Source organism: Haloechinothrix salitolerans, from assembly GCF_042662605.1.
Classification (GTDB): Bacteria; Actinomycetota; Actinomycetes; order Mycobacteriales; family Pseudonocardiaceae; genus Haloechinothrix_A; species Haloechinothrix_A salitolerans.
Map to the genome: position 1 here is coordinate 2,315,489 of NZ_JBHSXX010000001.1, position 18,776 is coordinate 2,334,264.

Genomic DNA, 18,776 nt, shown 5'->3' on the forward strand with positions numbered 1-18,776 from the left:
GTAGCAGCCGCATCGCCACCGCGAGCAGGCTGACATGTAAGCGCTCCGGGCACCCCGGAGCGATCAGGAACACGAGGGAGAGAAAGCAATGAATGACGTCGTTCCGGAGAACTATCCGGTCGTAGTGGGAGTGGACGGGTCGGAATCGGCGCTCACGGCCGTTCGATGGGGCGCGCGGGACGCCGCACACCGGCACACCTCCCTCCGATTGGTCCACGCGCTTGGCCTGCCCAGCCTGTATGTCGGCGCGTGGCCGCCGTCCGGCGAGCTGCGCGAGAAGTTGGCCCAGCAGGGAATCGAGATCCTCGCCGCCGCGGAAGATGCCGCGAAGCAGGTCGCCGACATCGAGGTCGAGACCGTGTCCGATAACGGCGACCCGGCGCCCGTGCTGATCGAGAAGTCCCGCCACGCGCGACTGACGGTGCTTGGCGCGTCCGGCCACGGCGGGTTCCTCGCCGGTCTCGCGCTCGGGTCGACGCCGGTGAAGGTCGCCAGCCACGCGCACAGTCCCATCGTCGTCGTCCGTGGTGAGGACGCCGATTCGCGACCGGAGCGCGACCCAGTCCTCGTCGGCATCGACGGCAGTCCGCTGTCGGAGTCCGCGCTGTCGTTCGCTTTCGAGGAGGCATCGCTGCGTGGTGCGCCGCTGACCGCGGTACACACCTGGTTCGACGGCGACGCCGCCGAGATGCTCACGCCGGAGCGGTTCGCTGAGGAATGGGGCACCGTGCAGGACGTCGCCGAGCGGATGCTGGCCGAACGGCTCGCGGGCTGGGGCGAGAAGTACCCCGACGTGAGCGTCGAGCGGGTCGTGGAGCGTGGCAGGCCGCACCAGAAGCTACTCAAGCTCAGTGAGAAGGCGCAGCTCGTCGTCGTCGGCAGCAGGGGACGTGGCGGGTTCGCCGGTTTGCTGCTCGGCTCGCACAGCCAAGCGCTGATCCACGCCGCCAAGTGCCCTGTCATGGTCGTGCGTCCCGCTGAGGACCGGGAGTGACGTCTCGGCTCTGACGTATCGGTAGCGCCCCGCGGACCTCCGTGTCGCGGGGCGTTGCGTCGTGTGATCCTGGTGCGCTCGTATGGTTCGAAGATGTCCGACTGTCGTGCGAAAGGGCCCACGGTGACCGGCGAGTACTTCATCCCGTTCCGTAAGCGCAGCGTCATCACGCTCTGCGCCGATGAGCTGGCAGAAGACGACCGCAAGCCGTTCCTCGCCTTCACCGAGATCCTCGCCAGCCTGCTGCATCACCGGTTCCGCGCGCGCATCGAGGAGCTGAAGGACGCTTACCACGCGTTCGCCCCTGACGTCGACGCCCGCACCAGCGAACCCGTCACGACGGCCGAGCGCGCCGAGGCCAAGCGGAAGCTGGTCGACGGGCTCCGCGCGCTCGCCGAGGACGCCAACTTCACCCTCGTCGGCGCCGACGAGTTCGGCAGGGCGATCAGCGACCACTCGCTGCTCAAGGTGCGCATGGAAGTCGACCACGACGCCATCGATGACGTCCTGATCTACCGCAGGGGCGCCACGGATCGTACCGCGAAGGTGCCGCACTGGTTCGGGCTGCGTCGCAAGACCGTCGAGTTCGTCAGTTACGACAAGGTGCTGCTCTACGTCGCGTTCCCCGAGAACGTCGACGAGGAAAAGCGCGACGAGCTGCCGTTCGAGCCCGGCGCGGTGATGCTCAAGCTTTTCCAGGATGTTCCTCGCCGCGACCTTGAGATGTTGCTTCCCAACGTTGGCGTGCGCATGCGGCCGATCGACAAGCTACTGATCGGGGTGCCCGCTGTGGTCTCCGGGATCGTCGTCGTGGTCACCAAGCTGATCGCCTCGCTTGGCGTGTTGTTCTTGTTGCTCGCGTTCTGGCTCGGGCTGCGAGACCAACCGGTCGATCTCGACCAGGCGGCGTTGATCTCGTTAGGCGCGGGTCTCGCCGCGTTCGGCGGATATCTCTGGCGGCAGTTCACCAAGTTCAAGAACCGCAAAATCAAATTCATGAAAGTGTTATCGGAAAGCCTGTACTTCCGCAACCTCGACAACGACGCGGGGGTTTTCCATCATATCCTCGACGCGGCGGAGGAATCCAAGGTCAAGGAAGCCGTGATCGCTTATCATCTGCTTCGCCTTTCCGATGCCCCGCTGACGGTCGATGAGCTGGGGGCGCGAGCCGATCGCTGGTTGGAGCGGCGATCCGGTGTTCCGGTGCGGTTCGACGTCGATGATGGCCTGCGCACGCTACGCCGTCTGAAGCTCCTCATCGACCATGACGATGAGTCGGTTTCCGTTGTGTCGTTGCCGGAGGCGAAACGACGGATTGATCATATCTGGGACAACGTGTTCTCGTACAACGACGAATTGGCCGACATCGCGAGTTCCTCCGGCCGATAGCCAGTGCCAAGAGCGGTATTTGGTCCTGCCAGGTAGTGACGATTTTCCGCTGTCACTCTTCGTAACGTGGCGCACGATAGGTGGCGAGAGTTCCCGTGGAAGGAAAGCCATGATCGCCTCACAGACGTCCGTGACCACCCTGGCCCTCGAGGCAGCGGTCCGGGCGCCGTCGCCTTTCAACACCCAGCCGTGGCGCTTCGACGTCGACAGCGATCGGATCGAGCTCCGTCTCGATCGGGCACGCGTGCTCGAGGTCGCTGACCCTGATGCGCGCGAGGCCAGGCTCGCCTGTGGCGCCGCGCTGTGCAACGTGCGGATCCAGCTGCGCGCGCTCGATCGCGTCGGCCTGGTCGACTTGCTGCCGAACCGCGACGACCCCGACCTGCTCGCGGTGGTGCGGATCGCGGGGGAACGGCCCGCGACCGACAGCGAACGCAGGCTCGCCGACGCGATTCCCAAACGCCACACCAACAGACACCCGTTCCTCGACCGCCAGGTCAGTGCGAGCGCTCGTGTCACGCTGGCGTCAGCGGCGCGTGCCGAGGGCGCACGGTTGGTGTTCGTGGATGCCTCGGAGCGTTACGACCTGCTGGTCGAGCTCATCCGCAAGGCGGAGCAGCGCCTGGACGCCGACGAGGCGTATCGCGATGAGGTCGAGTACTGGCTCGGTGGCCCGATCGATCGGCACGATGGCGTCCCGGTCGACGCGATCGGTCCGGACCCGGTCGACGACCAGCTGGTGCGGCTGCGCGGTTACTACCGGACCAACCCGTTACCGCCGCGTCGCTTCGAACAGCAGCCACTGCTTGTCGCCGTCGTCACGACGGGCGCCAGTCCTCGCTTCGACGTGATCGCGGGGGCCGGGATGCAGCGTGCGCTGCTCGCGGCGTGCAGTCTCGGGTTGTCCGCGTCGTTCCTGTCGCAGCCGTTCGAAGTGCCCGATCTCAGGGACGAGGTCACCCAGGCGTTCGCTTCGGACGGTCACCCGCACACCTTGCTGCGGATTGGTTACGGCTATCCGACCGGTGTGACGCCCCGCCGCACCGTCAGCGAGGTCATCGACACCGGTGGTCACGTACAGTGAATGGAGCTTCCCCCGCCCTCAACGGGGTGAGCGTCATTCACCGCATCGCGGCTTGGCGGTAGCTGTCCGGGGCGAACTCGTCTCGTGCGATGGCCTTACGCCGCAGACGCAGGTAGGTCGGGCCGGACACGCGTGCCCGGCGCGGCATGATCGGGGTCGTCGCCCGCGAAAGCGCGGCGAGGACGTCGGCCTGTCGCTGTTTGCTCCGGCTCCACCGCACGCCGAACCGCTCTCGCAGCTCGGGCGTCAACGCGCTCGCGCCGGTCAGCGTCAGCAGGTATCCCGCGGGTAGGCGCACAGCTCGCCACAACCAACCCAGCCAGGACGGCCATCCGGGTGGCGCGCCTGGTTTGCGGATCGTGCGCAGCACCAGCCGCACTGTCTCGTTGTCGACAAGTTCCTCGCGCATCATGGTGTCGCAATAGGACTGGAAGCCAGCCCAGTCCGGCGGCAGGTCGCCCTCCCTGATGCCAAGCAGGCGGCCGAGACCGAGCCATTCCTGGTATGAGGCCTCGATGTCGGCCTGGTCGAGCTCTCGGATGAACCGGTTGTGCAGCTGGACGATCGCGAGCATGAGTGTCGCGTGCACCCAGGCGTACGCCCGCGGTTCGAGCGCGTGGTACTTGGTGCCGTCGGTGCGCACGCCTTTGATGCGCTTATGCATGTCGCGGACGCGGCTGGCGGTCTGGATCGCGTCGTCACCGCCGTAAATCAGCAGATCAAGGTAGTCCAACGTGCGGGTGAGCCGTTGCCATGGCTCGTTGACGAAGTTCGAGTGTTCGGCGACGCCCGCGCCGACCGTCGGGTGGGCGACTTGCAGGATGAGCGCGTACGGCGCGAGCAAGAGCCTGCGGACGTCGCTGGCTTGTGCCCACGATAGCGAATCCGGTCCGACGACGTATCGGCGTGCTTCGTCCGGCGATGGGGGTACCGAGCTCATGGTGCAACCTCCCGTTGGCGCCGTCCGGCACCGCCAGCACCATGAAAGCGAATTGTTGGCAGTGTGTCAATAGTGTGCGCGACACATGGCTTTGGTCCCGGCAAGTTGGGCCTGGCGGCCCTCGCACTGATCCTGACGTGCGGCATTGGGTTGATGTATGTCCCGCGGAGTCGTGTACCCGGGATGACCCCTCATGGAGGTGACGTGATGACGGAAGGAACTCGTGCCACGACGAAGATGACGGACCACCCGGACATCGTGGCGATGAGCGCACGGTACGACCGGATGGCCGAATCGTTCACAGCGCAGGCGACGGACGCGCTCACCGTTCTCGCCGGGCTGTACGTGGCCCTGTCGCCGTGGATCATCGGGTTCAGCGAGACGTCAGCCGGGTTGGCGAGGAACAACCTCGTCATCGGGCTCGCTGTCGCTGTGCTCGGTGCCGGCTTCGCGGCCGCGTACGAGCGCACCCACCGGCTGCTCTGGGTGTGCCCATTGCTCGGAGCCTGGACGATCATTTCCTTGTGGCTGGTCATCGGCACCGAGACCACGACCGAAACGGTGCTGAGCAACGTGCTCGGTGGCGCGGCAGTGGTGGTGCTTGGGCTGATCGCGATGTTGCCGATGTACCTGGCACGGCGTTCGGCACGTTGATCACGCGTACCGGTGGCCGGAGCGCGAGCCCGGCCACCTTCTCATGGGGCGATCTAATCGGAGGCTAAGAACATGACGACCGCCCAGCAGGCCATCGACATGGCGCTGGAAGCCGCCGTGCGCGCGCCGTCGCCGTTCAATGCCCAGCCGTGGCTCTTCGAAGTCGACGGCGCCACGATCTCGTTGTGGCTTGACCGGGACCGCGTGCTCACGGTCGCTGACCCTGAGGCGAGGGAGGCGCGCCTGGCGTGCGGTGCGGCGCTGTGCAACCTGCGCGTGGCATTGCGGGCGCGGAATCGCGTGGGCCTGACGCGCCTGCTCCCCGACCCCGCCGAACGGGATCTACTCGCCACCGTCCGGGTCGCGGGGGAGCGCAAGGCGTCCGATGTGGACCAACAGCTAGCCGACGCCATCACCAAGCGGCACACGAACCGCCACCCGTTCCTGGAGCGTTCCGTCCTACCGGACGCGCGGGCCAAACTCGCCGCCGCCGCGCGCACCGAGGGCGCTGAGCTGGTGTTTGTCGACGCGTCGGAGCGGTACGACACCTTGGTTCGTCTCATCCGCGACGCGGAACGAGCCATGGAGAACGACGGGGCATACCAGCACGAGATCAAGCGGTGGCTCGGTGGACCAGCCGGTCGTCGTGATGGCATCCCCACCGACGCGGTGGGGCCGACGCCGCTGTCCGGGCAGCTGCTGGAACTGCGGAAGTACTACCGCCCGAACCCACTGCCACCTCGGTTGTTCGAGCAGCAGCCGTTGCTGGTCGCGGTGACCACAGTCGGGTCGGGGCCCCGATTCGATGTCGTGGCGGGCGCAGGGATGCAGCGCACATTGCTTGCTGGGTGCACGCTCGGGCTGAGCGCGTCGTTTTTGTCGCAGCCGTTCGAAGTGGCGGAGACCCGGCGGGAGCTGGTGGCGGAGTTCCGCGATGCGGGTGAGGTACACACGTTGCTGCGGATCGGCTACGGCTACCCGGTAGGTCCAACCCCACGACGTCCGGTGGCGGACGTCATGGCGCCTCCTGAGTGATGTCAGGTGTCGTGGTCAGGCGTTCGTCGGCGTCCCTTGGTGAAACCCCGACGAGCCGTGACGACCACGGCCCAGTACGGACGCCGTCACGTTCGCCCGCGCTGCTTTGCGGTCGTCGTAACGTTCACGGCACACTGACTTAGTGGTTCGAGTTCTCGGTGTCGATGCGTGTCGAGTGGGCTGGGTCGGTATCGTCCTGGACAACGGCCGGATGACCGCGCACGTCGCATCGGGAATCGCCGCTCTCGTCGATCAGGCCAGTGCCGACGGTCCAGTAGCGGTCGTCGGAATCGACATGCCGATCGGGCTTCCCGACAACGGTCCGCGTCAGGCAGACCAACTCGCACGGCAAGCCGTCTGGCGACTGCGGTCCTCGGTGTTCATGACGCCGACTCGGTCGGCCCTCGGGTGTTCCGATCATGCTTCCGCCAGCGCCCGAAACCGCGAACTGACTGGTCAGGGCATGTCCATTCAAGCATACGGTCTCAAACCCAAGCTGCTGGAGGTGGACGGCTGGGCGCGGCAGGCGGCAGTCGACGTCGTCGAGGTGCACCCGGAAGTGTCCTTCGCTCACCTGGCGGGCGCTCCGCTTGACGTCGGGAAACGGACTCACGATGGTGTGGTACGACGTCGTAAGCTGCTGCGGGAAGCGGGCATTGTGACCGATGAGGAGCTGGGCACGGTGGGGCGCGGAGTTGGCGTCGACGATGTCCTCGACGCGGCGGTCGTCGCTTGGAGCGCCCACCGGGTGGCGGTCGGGTGTGCTGTCACGATGCCGGATCCACCAGAGGTGTTCAGCGACGGCTGGCCCGCCGCGATCTGGAGCTGAACGTCCTAGTGCGAGGCGCTTGCCGTTATGGCCGCGTCGGCCCATCGCTGGACCGTTGCGATCCAGTCTTCGTGATCGGCGCGGACGGCTTGATTGATGGCCTTTCGGGCCCAGGCCGTTCGGCGATCGTGTGCTCGGTCTGCCATCCTCGGTGCCATGACGACGGTAGCGATCATCGGAGACGGTCCAGCCGGGCTCAGCGCGGCCCTGTTCCTGGCGAAGAACGGCCACGAGGCCATCGTCTATGGTCAGGACAAGACGGCGATGCACGCCGCACAGCTGCACAACTACCTGGGCCTTGACGACATGAGCGGCACGGACTTCCAAGCCGCTGCGCGCACGCAAGTCACGGGGTTCGGCGCTGATCTCCGTGACGAGCAGGTCGAGTCGATTACGCGGCAGGATGGGCGTTTCACCGTCCACGCCGGCGACGCAACACAGGACGCGGACTACGTGATCCTCGCTGGCGCCAAGGCGACGCGGGGTCTCGCGGAGGAGCTCGGCGTGGACATCGCTGACGGCCGCGCGCGGGTTGACACCGAAAACCGGACGAACGTCGATCGGGTCTACGCGGTGGGCAGGCTCGCGAGGCCCAGCCGCAGCCAGGCGATCATCTCCGCGGGTGCTGGCGCCGTCGCCGCGCTCGACATCCTGTCGCGGGAAGCGGGCAAGGACGTCCACGACTGGGACACGCCGCCGAAGGACGGCGAGTAGGCCGTTACCGAGCTACACCAGCTCGGAGGAGACGACCGACGGCAGGTCCCTGAGATGCTCCAGCAGCAGGTCGATGTCGGTGCTGGTGACCATGACCGTGCAGACCATGCTGCTCTCCGGCACGCCGTCGCGGATGTCGACGGACATGTCATGGACCGTGAAGCCGCGCTGCTGCAGGGCGGTCACGAGCGTGAGGACGCCATTGGTGCCGCCGGTGAAGTAGGTGGCGATACGGCGGCGAGCGAGGAACGACGGGGTGCTCGACGGCGTATAGGCAGGCGAGAGGGACATAGCGAATCTCCACAGCTGTGAGCTAACGGGGAATCGGGCCAGGTCCCGGGAAGATGTCCACGTGTCCGCGGTCGACAGCGCTGCGCGCCAGCGACCTGGGTTCAGCTGGCGCGCCTCAGTACGTCTCGCCTTGGCGTCGTGTAGCGCGGCATGGCAACAGGCTAACACGACGTCGCGCGGCCAGGCGCCACCCTCATCGCGCGTCGGGACCTGTTGCGGGAAAACACGCGGGCTTGGCCGTGTTCCGACGGATCGATGTATCGACTAGGCCATTTGGTGTAACGGAGAAGGATGTCTAGACTGCCGACGTGCAGAAGCTGGGTGAACTGCTGAGGTCGCAGCGACGTCGGGACGAGGCATCGACTGGCACGGCGCTATCGCTGCGCAGTGCGGCGCTCTCCGACGTCGGCCTCGTACGCGGCAATAACGAGGACTCCGCCTATGCGGGGCAGGCGTTGGTGGCGGTCGCTGACGGTGTCGGCGGGCATGCGTACGGTGAGGTGGCGAGCTCGGTCGCCATCAGAACATTGGCCGCCCTTGACGGCGACATCGCCGGTGAGGAAATCGTCTACGCGCTGGCGAACTCGGTGCAGACGGCCAATGAAAGCCTGGCTGACATGATCGCGGAGCGGCCGGACCTGCGAGGGATGGGTACCACGCTGACCGCGCTGCTGTGTTCGGGTGGCAACCGGCTCGCCGTGGCGCACATCGGTGACTCGCGGGCATACCGTCTGCGTGATGGGGTGCTGCGGCAGCTCACCACCGATCACACGCTCGTGCAGTCGTTGCTCAGCGCTGGAAAGATCACCGAAGAGGAGGCGGCCGCGGATCCTCGTCGTTCGATGATCTTGCGCGCGCTCGACGGGCGCGGCGCGGCGAACTTCGACCTGTCCGTGTTCAGAGCCGTCCCCGGCGATCGTTATCTAGTGTGCAGCGACGGTGTGTCCGACGTCCTCACCGAGGACGAGATCACGGGGGAACTGACCGCTGGGTCACCTGCGACCGCCGTCGCCCGGCTGGCCACGTCGTCGCTGGAAGCGGGATCGTCGGACAACGTCACATGCGCTGTCGCCGATGTGGTCGAAGGGCATCCCGACGTGTCGAGCTCACCGATCGTCACTGGTGCGGCCGCGAGCTGGTGCTGATCCACCTCAGCTGTCGATGCCGAGCGAGAACGCCGCTTCGAGGTCGTGCTTGGAGTAGGTCCGGAAGGCGATGTGGGTCTCGGTCGAGCGAACGCCGTCGACTTTGTTCACCTTGCCAGGAATGACCTGGGCGAGTTCCTCGTGCTCGTGGACGCGGACGATCGCGACGATGTCGAACTCGCCGGTGACGGAGAAGACCTCGCTGACGCCGTCCAGGTCGGCCAGTGACTCCGCGACCTCGGGAATCCGGTCCGTGTCAGCGTTGATGAGCACGATTGCGGTGATCACGGGGCGCTCCTTGGTCTGTGTCGCTGCGGGTCCTGACGACCTCGTGCCGTCGGGAAGTCGGTAGTGACGAGGTCATCGCCACCTTACTCACGCGGCTGGTCGCGGATGGCACGCCGGGTTTCGTGATAACTCGGATGGACGTCGCGACGGTCCAGTGCTCGGCGCTAACGTCGGGCAGATGATCACCGCTGGGGGAGCGCGTCGTCAGTTCGCGCCTGGGGTCGGCACGTTGCTGGTCTATGTGCTGCTCGTCGGCAACCCATGGGTATCGCGGACGGCGTCAACTGTGGGCGGCGAGCACGACAATGTCGGTGGCATGCTGGCGAGCTACTTCTTCTTCCCACGTTGGTACATCGATCTGGAGGGCGTCGGTGTGTGGGGGTTCTGGATGGCCGATATTCGCACGATCGTGTTCGTCCTGTTGGTTGTGTTCGGACTCAACCGCGCGGTTCAGCCGGTGATGGCGTCGAAGATGGCGACATTCGCCGCTACGACGGGGGTAACGGTGCTGGGCGCGGTGATCGCCTCGGTGTCCGGCATAGTGCTCGCATCGTTGGTCACCGATATGCCCTCGCTGATATCGGGTCCAGTTCAACCGACAGAGCACTACTTCGTGCTCAATCTGCTCTTCGATGCCGCGATCTTCGGGGTGTTGTTCGGCGCGATTCTTGGTGTCGCGGCGGTGGCCGCTTCCGGTTCCCGAGTGGCACCGACGTTCCCGACTAGGGCGTGTCTCCCGAATATCGGCCGGTGGTTCGCTGATGATCGGTGAATGATCAGAACTGGTGTGATCACGGACGAGTTGTGGGAGTCGATCGAGCCGGTGTTGCCGTCTGATGTTGGGCGGCGTGGTGCGCGCTGGCGTGATCACCGTCAGGTGCTGGAAGCGATCGCGTGGCGCTTTCGCACCGGATCGCCGTGGCGTGATGTGCCCGCTGAGTTCGGCCCCTGGCAGACCTTGTGGAAGCGGCATCGCCGCTGGTCAAGCGACGGCACGTACGAGCGGATCTTCGAGCATGTGCTGTCCGACCACGCCGATACGGGCAAGCTGGACTGGTTGCTGTCGGTGGACTCCACCGTCGTGCGGGCGCACCAGCATGCCGCCGGCGCGCCCTCCGCGGACCACACAGGGGGCCAGGTCGAATGACAAGATTTCCGAGCCGGACGACCACGCGATCGGTCGTTCGCGCGGCGGATTGACCACCAAGGTCCACGCCCTGGTCACCTCCGGTGTCCGCCCGGTGGCCATGCTGCTGTCCGCCGGGCAAGCCGGGGACAATCCGCGCCTGGCGCCGTTGCTCGAGGCCCTGGCCGCGACCGGGCACCGGCCGGATCGCCTGCTGGCGGACAAGGCCTACTCACACCCGTCGACTCGCCGCGAACTGCGGCGGCGACGCCTCCGGCACACCATCCCCGAGCGCTCCGACCAGGCCAAACGCCGTAAGGACAAGGGGTCCGCCGGTGGTCGGCCACCGGGTTTCGACCCCGAGCTCTACAAGCAGCGCAACACCGTCGAGCGCGGTTTCGGCCGGTTCAAGCAGTGGCGCGGAATCGCGACCCGCTACGACAAGTACGCGCGGACCTACTTCGGCGGCGTACTCCTCGCCGCCACCGTCATGCTCGCCCGATGAATCGGGAGACACGCTCTAGTCGCGCACAGGGCGAATCGACATGGTGAGGACATCGATGTCAGACGATTCCTTCTTCTCGAATGACGACGTTACGCGCTACCTGTGCGCGGCGGCGCGGACGGACGAGAAGTTCAGCGACAAGGTCGTGTCCGCCTTGCTTGGCAACGACTTGCATGCGGTGGCGCCGTCGGTGGGGTTCTCCCTGAGTCCGGTGCTGCGGCATTGTCTTGACGCGCAGAGCCAGCGGTTCCGGCGGGACTGGCTGCTGTTGGGCTTGCTCCTGCTCGCGTTCGTTCTGTCGCCGCTGTGGCTGATCCTGGCGTTGGTTTTGCTGCTTCCGCTCGGTGGCTGGCTGAGTGCGACCGCCCAGTTCGGCAGGATCCGCGATGTCGTCCTGGCGTTGGCATCCATCGCCGTGCTACTGCTCGTGACAGCTCAGCTCGTGTCCGTACTGGACACCACGGAGAGCAGTGCGGCACCGCCGAGCTGGCCGGTCGGGATGCCGTGGTTGTCGGTGTTGGCCATTCTCGCGGCTTACGGCGTCGTGGTGGCGGACGAGATGAAGACCCGTCAGATTCTGGTGCGAACACTCTCCCGAGCCGGGTTCGACGCGTCGGATGCGCCCGCGTTACCCGCGTCGCGGGCATGGGCGGCCGACCGGCTGAACGACGTCGAGCGGTCGTCCGGCGGGAACACGACGATCTACCACGGCTTCTCGCCGTTCGTGGGCTACGGCCCTGTCGTGTCGCACTGGTCGTTCGCGCTGCCGACGCGCCGCAAGGAGGACCGTTCCTCGAGTAACGGCTCGGACTTGGTGCCGCTGGACGTGTTGGCGCTGATCAACTTCGTGCGGCGACGGCTCGACACACTCGGCGCCGATCCGGATCAGCTGTCCGGCCTGACCGTGACCGATCGAGTGTTCCTGCGTGGCGATGCGCTCACGCGGTACCCGAAGGTGCTGCCGGAACGTGACCGCATGCCCACTCAGGAGCTGAGCGAGTCCGATGTGGAGCGAATCGCGGCTGACCCGAGCGGTCCTGCTCGCCATCACCTCTGCGTGCGGGTGCCGTCCTGGGGCGCGGAGGTGGTAGCGACGACGTTCCTGCACTTCTCCACCGAGGGCAAGCTGTTGCATGTGCGGTGCGACCAAGCCGTGCTCGGTCCGCTGCGCAAGCCGTATCACGACGTCGACCGGCTGACCGAGACATTCAGTGCCGATCAGATGGGACAGGTGCTCGCCGGGGCGGCGACCGGACTGGTTGGGACGTTGGCGCGCGCTCCGGTCAGTATCGTGCGGGAGCTGCTGTCGCGACGCTGGGAGCGGGAGCGTGCCCGCGCCCGTGCGCTTGCCGCTCAGGACCTCGGCTACGACTACGGTGCCCGCGGCTGTGTGCGCGAGCTGGCGATGGACACGGAGTATCACGACTACTTCCAGACCACCGATGCCGCCAAGCACCTCAAGCTCGTCGAGCGGCACGCGCTGTCCGCGGTGCTCGACTTCCTCGACGAGCACGACGTCGACACGACCGAGTTCCGCAACCGTCAGATGACGATCCTCAACCAGGGCGTCATCCAGACCGGTGGGATCAGCTCGATCGGCAACCAGGCGGTTGGCGCCGGTGCGAACGCCACACAGTCGTCCGTGGCGGCGACGGGAACCCAGCCCGACGCGGGGCGGCCAAACTAGATCCAGGAGCCAGATCATGCACGGAGAAGCGACGAACTACGGCATTCAGCAATCCGGGGGCAGCAGTCACGTCGGCAATCAGGCCGTCGGTCCGAATGCGCACGCTGTCAGCCGCGACAACACCGTGTCATCGGGTCCAGACGTCGAAGCGCTGCTCGACCAGGTGGGAACGTTGCTGGCACGGCACCGCGCGGAGCTCTCCGAGACCGATGCGCTCGCGGCGGAACTGGCGCACGGTCGCGTGCGTGAGGAACTGGCACGTCCGGAGCCGGACCGGAGCAGGCTCGAACGCCTGCTTGGCGGGCTCGCCGCGTTCGTCCGGCCGGTGACGCCATTGGTGACGGCGGTAGACGCGCTGGTCACCGCGGTCAGGGACGCGTTCGGCTAAGGCGAGGCGCTGATCGCGCTTCCGGTGTTGGCTGTGGCGATATGCCGCTGAGTGGTGCGAAATCGCATGCAATCCTAGCGAATTGCATGCGATAATGCCGGCCATGTCGACGTGGGACGTGCCAGCGAAGCCGACGCTACGAGGCCACTTCGGGATGGTCGCGTCGACCCACTGGCTGGCGACCGCGAGTGCGCAGAGCGTGCTGGAGCGGGGCGGGAACGCCTTCGACGCGGCGGTCGCGGGCGCATTCGTCCTGCACGTGGCTGAACCGCACCTCAACGGTCCTGGCGGGGACATGGTGGCGCTCATCTCCCCGGCGAACGGTGGTCCGACGGTGGTCGGTGGGCAGGGCCCGGCGCCCGCCGGAGCGACCGTGGAACACATGCGTGTGGAAGGCTTGGACGCGGTGCCGGGCGCGGGTGCGTTGGCCGCGGCGGTGCCAGGGTCCGTCGTGGCCCTGTTCGGGTTGTTACGGGATCACGGCACCTGGGAGTTGCCGGACGTACTCCAGTACGCGATCGACTACGCCGACGCGGGCGTGCCCGCCGCGCCGAGCCTGTGTTCCGCTCTGGAGACCGTGACGGAACTGTTCACCCGGAGCTGGCCGACGTCGCGAGCGACGTGGCTTCCGTCCGGACGTCCACCAGAGCCTGGCGATCGCGTCGTCAATCCTGTCTACGCGCGGACGCTTGAGCGCCTCGCGCGGGCTGGATCGGCTGGCGGCTCACGCGAGGAACGGATCACGCGTGCCATCGAGGAGTGGCAGGGTGGTTTCGTCGCTCGGGCGATCGACGAGTTCGTGCGGATGCCGCACGAGCATTCGGACGGCATCGAGCACGCAGGCGTCATCCGCGAGTCGGATCTGCGTGCCTTCCAGCCGTCGTACGAACGTGCCGTGAACCTGCGTTTCCGCGATATCACCGTGCACAAGGCCGACATCTGGTCCTCGGGACCCGTCCTACTGCAGACGCTGGCGATCCTGAGTCATTTCCCCGACGACGACGTCGATCCCGCCACCGCGCGGGGCATCCACACGATCACCGAGGCGATGAAGCTCGCGTTCGCCGACCGCGAGGCCTACTACGGATGGCGCGGCAGCGTTCCGATCGAGCGGCTGCTCGATCCCGACTACATCGCGTCGCGGGCACGGATAATCGGACCGGAGGCGTCGATGGAGTGGCGGCCTGGCGCGCCCGACGGCGGCGAGCCCTACGTGCCGCCGCTACGAACCGATGTGGACCCGCACGCGGTTGGCGTCGGCGAGCCGACCGTGCGGGCGTCGGGGGAGACCCGAGGGGACACGTGCCATCTCGCCGTCGTCGATCGGCACGGCAATTTCGTCAGCGCCACGCCATCTGGGGGCTGGCTGCAGTCGTCCCCGACCATTCCCGAGCTCGGGTTCTGCCTGGGAACCCGCCTACAGATGATGTGGCTCGACCCCACCGCTCCCTCTGCGCTGCGGCCGGGCGAGCGGCCGCGTACCACGTTGTCGCCGACGTTGATCAGCCGCGACGGCGTCACGATCGAGGCCGTCGGCACGCCAGGTGGCGATCAGCAGGACCAGTGGCAGCTGCCGTACCTGCTGCGCAGATACATCCAGGGAAACGCGATGCAGGACGCCATTGACGCCCCGACGTTCCACACGACGCACCTGCCGAGTTCCTTCTGGCCGCGCCAGTGGACGCCGGGAGGCCTCGTGCTGGAGGACCGGTTGCCGGCGGAAGTGGTCAACGAGCTCCGGGACCGTGGCCACCGCATCACGCTCTCCGGTGCGTGGTCGCTCGGCCGGCTGTCCGCCGTTGCCCGTGATGCGGCGACGAATGAGCTGTTCGCGGCGGCGAATCCGCGCGGCCGCCAAGGGTATGCGACCGGTCGATAACGGAAGGTCGTCGATGGAAGGCGCCGAGAACGTGACGCCCGCGCGCAGCGGACCCCAGCGCTCGTACGTCGTCGAGTACTTGACTACGTCGTTGAGTGAGCGGATCGCCGACAACGAGTTCGAGGTCGGCACCTGGATCCGGCAGGAGAAAGTGGCGAAGGAGTACGGCGTCAGCCGGACGCCGGTGAGTCTCGCGCTCAACAAACTCGAGGCGATGGGCGTCGTGGAGCGCATCGCCAACCGAGGATTTCGGGTGCGCTATCCCTCGCTGCTGGACATCATCGAGGTCACAGAGGTACGCGGGGTTCTGGAAGGACACGCGGCCTTTCGTGCCGCGACGCGCATTACCGAACCGCGGATGGTCGATCTACGGTCCGCGGTCGACGCCTTCCGGCAGGTAGTCGAGATGGTCCGCCGGGGCGAGGACGGAGCCGGAGCGTTGTGGCAGCGGGCCAACAGCGGCTTCCACGCGACGATCTTCGACGCCGCCGGCAACGCCCAGCTTGAGAAGTCCGCCGAGATGCTGCACCACAGGTTGCCACGCAACATCACCTGGCTGGCGTTGCGGTCGGATCCCCGCTTGCTCGCGCAGAACGCCGATGAGCACGCGAACATCGCCGAGGCGATTGAGAGCCGTGACGGCGAGAAGGCCCGCGAGCTCGCTGTCGCCCACATGGACACCGCACGCGACCTGATCTCGGCACACTTCGAATCTCGGCGCTGAAGTCGGTGGGTTGGCACAAGTCCTCGAGATGTCACTCCTGGGCAGCGAGGGGACCGCGCAGTGCGCCGTAGAGGGCGGTGATGTCGGCGGCCACCACGGCGAGGGGGCCGGCGGCTGGCAGTGGCTGGTCGGCCGGTGGACGGTCAGCGCGGATGGCGGCCGCGATCTCCCGAATCGCGGTGACGACCTGATCGACGTCCGCCGCGGGTGATGGCGTGTCGACGGCCGCGCGCGTGATGGCGTCGGTGAGTCGTTCCAGGCCGATGATCGTGGGCCACCAGGCGGCGGCGTTACGGCCAGCGCGCGACGGTTCGGGGATCAGTCGCTGTGCCGCCACACGGAGATCAGACAACGTCCGGTAAGTGGTGCGTCGCAGCGTGGAATGCCCCGCGGGGTGTGCGGCCAGTGCGCGCGCGGCATAGTGCGCCAGCGTGTCCGTCGCGGCGGCCATCTGGGTTCCGAGTTGGGGACGTCTGCTGCCCGGCCAGCACAGGTAGCCGAACACCAGCACGATGGCGCAGCCGACCGCGGTGTCGACGAGCCGTGCGCTCAGCAATGTCGCGCTGCCCGCCTGCGTGAGGTCGACGAGCACGATGACTAGTGGGGTCATCGAGATGGCGAAGAGGCCGTAGTTGCGTTCCTTGGCGAGGGGCAGCGGTGCGGCCAGGACCGCGACGGCGAGCGGCAGCGCCCAATCGCGTGGTTCGACGAGCAGGACGATGGCGCCGAGCAGAACTCCGATCACGGTGCCGCCCGCCCGGAGGACGGCGCGTGCGAACACCGATCCGAAGTCCGGCTTCAACACCAGCGCCACGGTCAGTGCTACCCAGTAGGAGCGCTCCAGATCTAGTTGCCTGCTGGCGATCTCCGCGAGGGCGATGCAGGCCGCGAGCCGTGCGGCGTGGGTCCAGGTCGCTGGTCCGCCGAGCGCGTCGTCCAGCCAGGTGGTCAGTCGGTCGCGGTACGAGCGGCGGGTGTGCGGCGTCGTGTGGGCGTCCGTGTCGGTGTCGCGGCGCAGATCGTGCATGGCGCGTCCGAGGGCCGTCTCCGGCGTGGGGCTGGGATCGGGCAGCGGGCGATCGGCGCGGATCGCATCGGCGATGGCGCGGAGGATGTCAATCTCGTGGCGTGGTGTCCGATGCCGGGTTTTCACCGCGGCCACGGCGGCTTCGATCACGGGCGTGGTGTTGGACAGGAGTGTGAACAGTCTGCGATACGTCTCGTCGCGGCCTTCGAGCCGGGATCGTGCGGTGAGCAGGGCGTCGTAGGCGTCGTTGAGCGCGGCGGTGAGCCGTTGCCGTGCCAGGGCGGCTTCCCGCCATTGCCGCGCGGTGAGCATCGCGACCATCTGCTCGTACACCGCGGCGACGGCGGCCCGTTCCGGCGCGGTGGCTCGCACTGGCCAGGCCGCGATGGCGAGCAAGACCGCCCATGCGGCGCCGGCGAGGAACCACCCGGTGGCGAGATACGGTCCGCTGGTCAGTGGCTGGCCCGCGCCTAGGATGGCGAAGATCAGCAACTGTAGGCCAGCGGCGGATGCGGTGGCTCCCACTGTGGAGATCACCGCCGAGACGACGGCGAGTGCGACGATCACGGCGCTGGTCACCCAGCCGTTGCCGGCCGCGACCCCACCGGTAAGGAAGCCCGTGGCGCCCGCTAGCGTCCCCCAACCCATGTGCCGCAGCCGGAACCGGTACGGCCCACGACGAGCGACGAACGTCCCGCAGAGCGCACCGAGCGCGGCCTCGATGCCTACTCCGGTATGACCAGTGGCGGTGCCGATGGCGATCGGGACGGACAACGCCGCCGCGGCGCGCACCAACTGCCCCCAATGCACCGGGACCTTGGTCGTGCTGAGTAGATGGGCCAGCCAATGCGGTGCGGCGACCTCGCTCAGCGGGCGAGGTGACGGCTCGGGTCGCTCGCCAATCAACTTGGTACCACAGTGAATACGCACCGCGGCCCGGGCGCCCTGGCGAGCCGGGCGTCCGCGGTGACCAGCGGGCAGCCGAGGAATTCGGCGAGCGCCACATAGGAGGCGTCGTAAGCCGAGATGTTGTCGCCAAGCTCCCACACCCGATGCAACAGGCTGAAAGCCGCGTAGCGCGTCACCCCGAGCCGTTGCCACACGCGCAATGCGGTCCACGCGGCGTCGGCGGGAAGCTGTTCCGCGGCGACCCGCCGACGTAGGCCACTGGCCACTTCGGAGTCGATGAGGTGCGGGACGTGCACTTGTTCCGCGGCGAGTGTTCGGCGTGCCTCACCCGCGCGAAGCAGCGCGGACAGTGCCGCTGATGCGTCGACGACGATCACCGATCGGCTCGCTCCGCGTCCAGATCGTCGACGATGGTCGCCGTGTCGATGTCGAAGTCGGGGAGTGCCCCCAGCAGTTCGGCGTTGTCCGCTCGGCGCGACACATCCGCCAGTTCGCGGATCGCTACCGCGCTGACCGACGTGCCATCACGAGCAGCAAGCCGTTCCAGCCGGGCGACGACGTCGTCCGGCACGTTCCGCAGATAGAGGGTTCTCATGTCGCAATATGATAGCAGCGTGCTAGCAAGATGCTAGCATGAATGGGATTTGGCCGTCGGTCACAACGAAAAAGCTCCGGCAGTGCGTTCACTGACCGGAGCTAACATGAAGATTATTCGCGAAAGCGCACCCAACAAGCCAGTATACGAACCTAAACCTGCTGGTCAGCGGCTTGCCGGTCTCAGTGAAGGCCCCTCACGCGAAGGTTCGGCGCGACGGATACCGCCAACCCGCCCGCCGAAACCGCAAAGGTGACTCTGGGTGATGGCCGGGCTGGCTAGGGCGGGGTGGCGATGCCGGAACGGGTTGCGGCCCCTGACAGGCTGTGGATGGGGAGCACGAAGATGCTGAGCAGATGCTCGCTGTTGTGCTAAGGCGGTCCTCAGCGGTGTGGACTGCGGCTAGGAGCTCGAGTACCAGGGGTTGTCGATCGATTCGCTTGGTCCGCTCGTGGCCGCAACGTGCGAGGTAACTGACAACATCCCGCCTCCCGGGCCAACGGTGACGCCCTATCCCCGCTCACGTGGTCCTTCCCTGCCTGGCTATCCGGTACTGGACATCGCCCGTACCAG

At 67.0% G+C, this 18,776-nt stretch carries 19 protein-coding genes and 1 pseudogene; 14 read left to right on the top strand and 6 right to left on the bottom strand.

Annotated elements, in window-relative coordinates; all coding sequences use genetic code 11:
- The first annotated feature begins 88 nt into the window (after nucleotides 1-88).
- The 3 genes from ACFQGD_RS10880 (at nucleotide 89) to ACFQGD_RS10890 (ending at nucleotide 3,467) form a co-directional block, all read left to right on the top strand.
- Nucleotides 89-994, top strand: coding sequence for a universal stress protein (locus tag ACFQGD_RS10880; RefSeq protein WP_345401230.1), 906 nt, complete (start codon nucleotides 89-91; stop codon nucleotides 992-994).
- A gap of 93 nt (nucleotides 995-1,087) precedes the next feature.
- Nucleotides 1,088-2,383, top strand: coding sequence for a TMEM143 family protein (locus ACFQGD_RS10885; protein ID WP_345401233.1), 1,296 nt, complete (start codon nucleotides 1,088-1,090; stop codon nucleotides 2,381-2,383).
- Between the two features lie 109 nt (nucleotides 2,384-2,492).
- Complete coding sequence (locus ACFQGD_RS10890; RefSeq protein ID WP_345401236.1) at nucleotides 2,493-3,467, top strand: Acg family FMN-binding oxidoreductase; 975 nt, start codon at nucleotides 2,493-2,495, stop codon at nucleotides 3,465-3,467.
- 37 nt (nucleotides 3,468-3,504) lie between these two features.
- Here ACFQGD_RS10890 and ACFQGD_RS10895 read toward each other — a convergent pair whose 3' ends face one another.
- Entirely contained in the window at nucleotides 3,505-4,407 is a 903-nt protein-coding gene (locus tag ACFQGD_RS10895; RefSeq protein WP_345401239.1) for an oxygenase MpaB family protein, read from the bottom strand.
- Nucleotides 4,408-4,614: 207 nt separating this feature from the next.
- Between ACFQGD_RS10895 and ACFQGD_RS10900 the strand changes: the two genes are divergently transcribed.
- The 4 genes from ACFQGD_RS10900 (at nucleotide 4,615) to ACFQGD_RS10915 (ending at nucleotide 7,639) form a co-directional block, all read left to right on the top strand.
- Nucleotides 4,615-5,061 carry an SPW repeat protein gene (locus tag ACFQGD_RS10900; protein ID WP_345401242.1) on the top strand — a complete coding sequence of 149 codons (447 nt, stop codon included), beginning with the start codon at nucleotides 4,615-4,617 and terminating at the stop codon, nucleotides 5,059-5,061.
- A gap of 72 nt (nucleotides 5,062-5,133) precedes the next feature.
- A complete protein-coding gene (locus ACFQGD_RS10905) occupies nucleotides 5,134-6,096 on the top strand; it encodes an Acg family FMN-binding oxidoreductase (RefSeq protein ID WP_345401245.1) in 963 nt (320 codons plus the stop codon).
- A 142-nt stretch (nucleotides 6,097-6,238) separates the two neighbouring features.
- Nucleotides 6,239-6,925 carry a DUF429 domain-containing protein gene (locus ACFQGD_RS10910; RefSeq protein ID WP_345401248.1) on the top strand — a complete coding sequence of 229 codons (687 nt, stop codon included), beginning with the start codon at nucleotides 6,239-6,241 and terminating at the stop codon, nucleotides 6,923-6,925.
- A gap of 156 nt (nucleotides 6,926-7,081) precedes the next feature.
- Entirely contained in the window at nucleotides 7,082-7,639 is a 558-nt protein-coding gene (locus ACFQGD_RS10915; protein ID WP_345401251.1) for an FAD-dependent oxidoreductase, read from the top strand.
- A gap of 12 nt (nucleotides 7,640-7,651) precedes the next feature.
- Here ACFQGD_RS10915 and ACFQGD_RS10920 read toward each other — a convergent pair whose 3' ends face one another.
- Nucleotides 7,652-7,930, bottom strand: a complete 279-nt coding sequence (locus tag ACFQGD_RS10920) for a hypothetical protein (RefSeq protein WP_345401254.1) — start codon at nucleotides 7,928-7,930, stop codon at nucleotides 7,652-7,654.
- Nucleotides 7,931-8,238: 308 nt separating this feature from the next.
- Between ACFQGD_RS10920 and ACFQGD_RS10925 the strand changes: the two genes are divergently transcribed.
- Entirely contained in the window at nucleotides 8,239-9,075 is an 837-nt protein-coding gene (locus tag ACFQGD_RS10925) for a PP2C family protein-serine/threonine phosphatase (protein WP_345401257.1), read from the top strand.
- A 6-nt stretch (nucleotides 9,076-9,081) separates the two neighbouring features.
- Here the strand turns inward: ACFQGD_RS10925 and ACFQGD_RS10930 are convergent, their stop codons facing one another.
- The gene (locus ACFQGD_RS10930; protein ID WP_345401260.1) at nucleotides 9,082-9,363 is read right to left on the bottom strand and encodes an Lrp/AsnC family transcriptional regulator; all 282 of its coding nucleotides are present in this window, start codon (nucleotides 9,361-9,363) and stop codon (nucleotides 9,082-9,084) included.
- 178 nt (nucleotides 9,364-9,541) lie between these two features.
- On the opposite strand from ACFQGD_RS10930, the gene ACFQGD_RS10935 reads away from it, so the two are divergent.
- The 6 genes and pseudogenes from ACFQGD_RS10935 (at nucleotide 9,542) to ACFQGD_RS10960 (ending at nucleotide 15,672) form a co-directional block, all read left to right on the top strand.
- The gene (locus ACFQGD_RS10935; protein WP_345401263.1) at nucleotides 9,542-10,135 is read left to right on the top strand and encodes a hypothetical protein; all 594 of its coding nucleotides are present in this window, start codon (nucleotides 9,542-9,544) and stop codon (nucleotides 10,133-10,135) included.
- A pseudogene (locus ACFQGD_RS10940) lies at nucleotides 10,136-10,994 on the top strand (IS5 family transposase). It begins immediately after the preceding gene.
- Between the two features lie 55 nt (nucleotides 10,995-11,049).
- Nucleotides 11,050-12,681 carry a hypothetical protein gene (locus tag ACFQGD_RS10945; RefSeq protein WP_345399441.1) on the top strand — a complete coding sequence of 544 codons (1,632 nt, stop codon included), beginning with the start codon at nucleotides 11,050-11,052 and terminating at the stop codon, nucleotides 12,679-12,681.
- Nucleotides 12,682-12,697: 16 nt separating this feature from the next.
- Nucleotides 12,698-13,069 (top strand): hypothetical protein, encoded by a 372-nt coding sequence (locus tag ACFQGD_RS10950; RefSeq protein WP_345399444.1) that lies wholly within the window; start codon nucleotides 12,698-12,700, stop codon nucleotides 13,067-13,069.
- Between the two features lie 103 nt (nucleotides 13,070-13,172).
- Entirely contained in the window at nucleotides 13,173-14,948 is a 1,776-nt protein-coding gene (locus tag ACFQGD_RS10955; protein WP_345399447.1) for a gamma-glutamyltransferase family protein, read from the top strand.
- Between the two features lie 13 nt (nucleotides 14,949-14,961).
- Entirely contained in the window at nucleotides 14,962-15,672 is a 711-nt protein-coding gene (locus ACFQGD_RS10960; protein WP_345399450.1) for a GntR family transcriptional regulator, read from the top strand.
- Between the two features lie 31 nt (nucleotides 15,673-15,703).
- Here ACFQGD_RS10960 and ACFQGD_RS10965 read toward each other — a convergent pair whose 3' ends face one another.
- From ACFQGD_RS10965 to ACFQGD_RS10975, 3 genes are read right to left on the bottom strand one after another with little or no spacing between them, the layout of a single operon-like run.
- Nucleotides 15,704-17,605 carry an FUSC family protein gene (locus ACFQGD_RS10965; protein ID WP_345399453.1) on the bottom strand — a complete coding sequence of 634 codons (1,902 nt, stop codon included), beginning with the start codon at nucleotides 17,603-17,605 and terminating at the stop codon, nucleotides 15,704-15,706.
- Nucleotides 17,602-17,985, bottom strand: a complete 384-nt coding sequence (locus ACFQGD_RS10970) for a type II toxin-antitoxin system VapC family toxin (protein WP_345399456.1) — start codon at nucleotides 17,983-17,985, stop codon at nucleotides 17,602-17,604. Before ACFQGD_RS10970 ends, ACFQGD_RS10965 begins: the two co-directional genes overlap by 4 nt.
- Nucleotides 17,982-18,203, bottom strand: coding sequence for a FitA-like ribbon-helix-helix domain-containing protein (locus ACFQGD_RS10975; protein WP_345399459.1), 222 nt, complete (start codon nucleotides 18,201-18,203; stop codon nucleotides 17,982-17,984). Before ACFQGD_RS10975 ends, ACFQGD_RS10970 begins: the two co-directional genes overlap by 4 nt.
- Nucleotides 18,204-18,776: the final 573 nt, after the last annotated feature.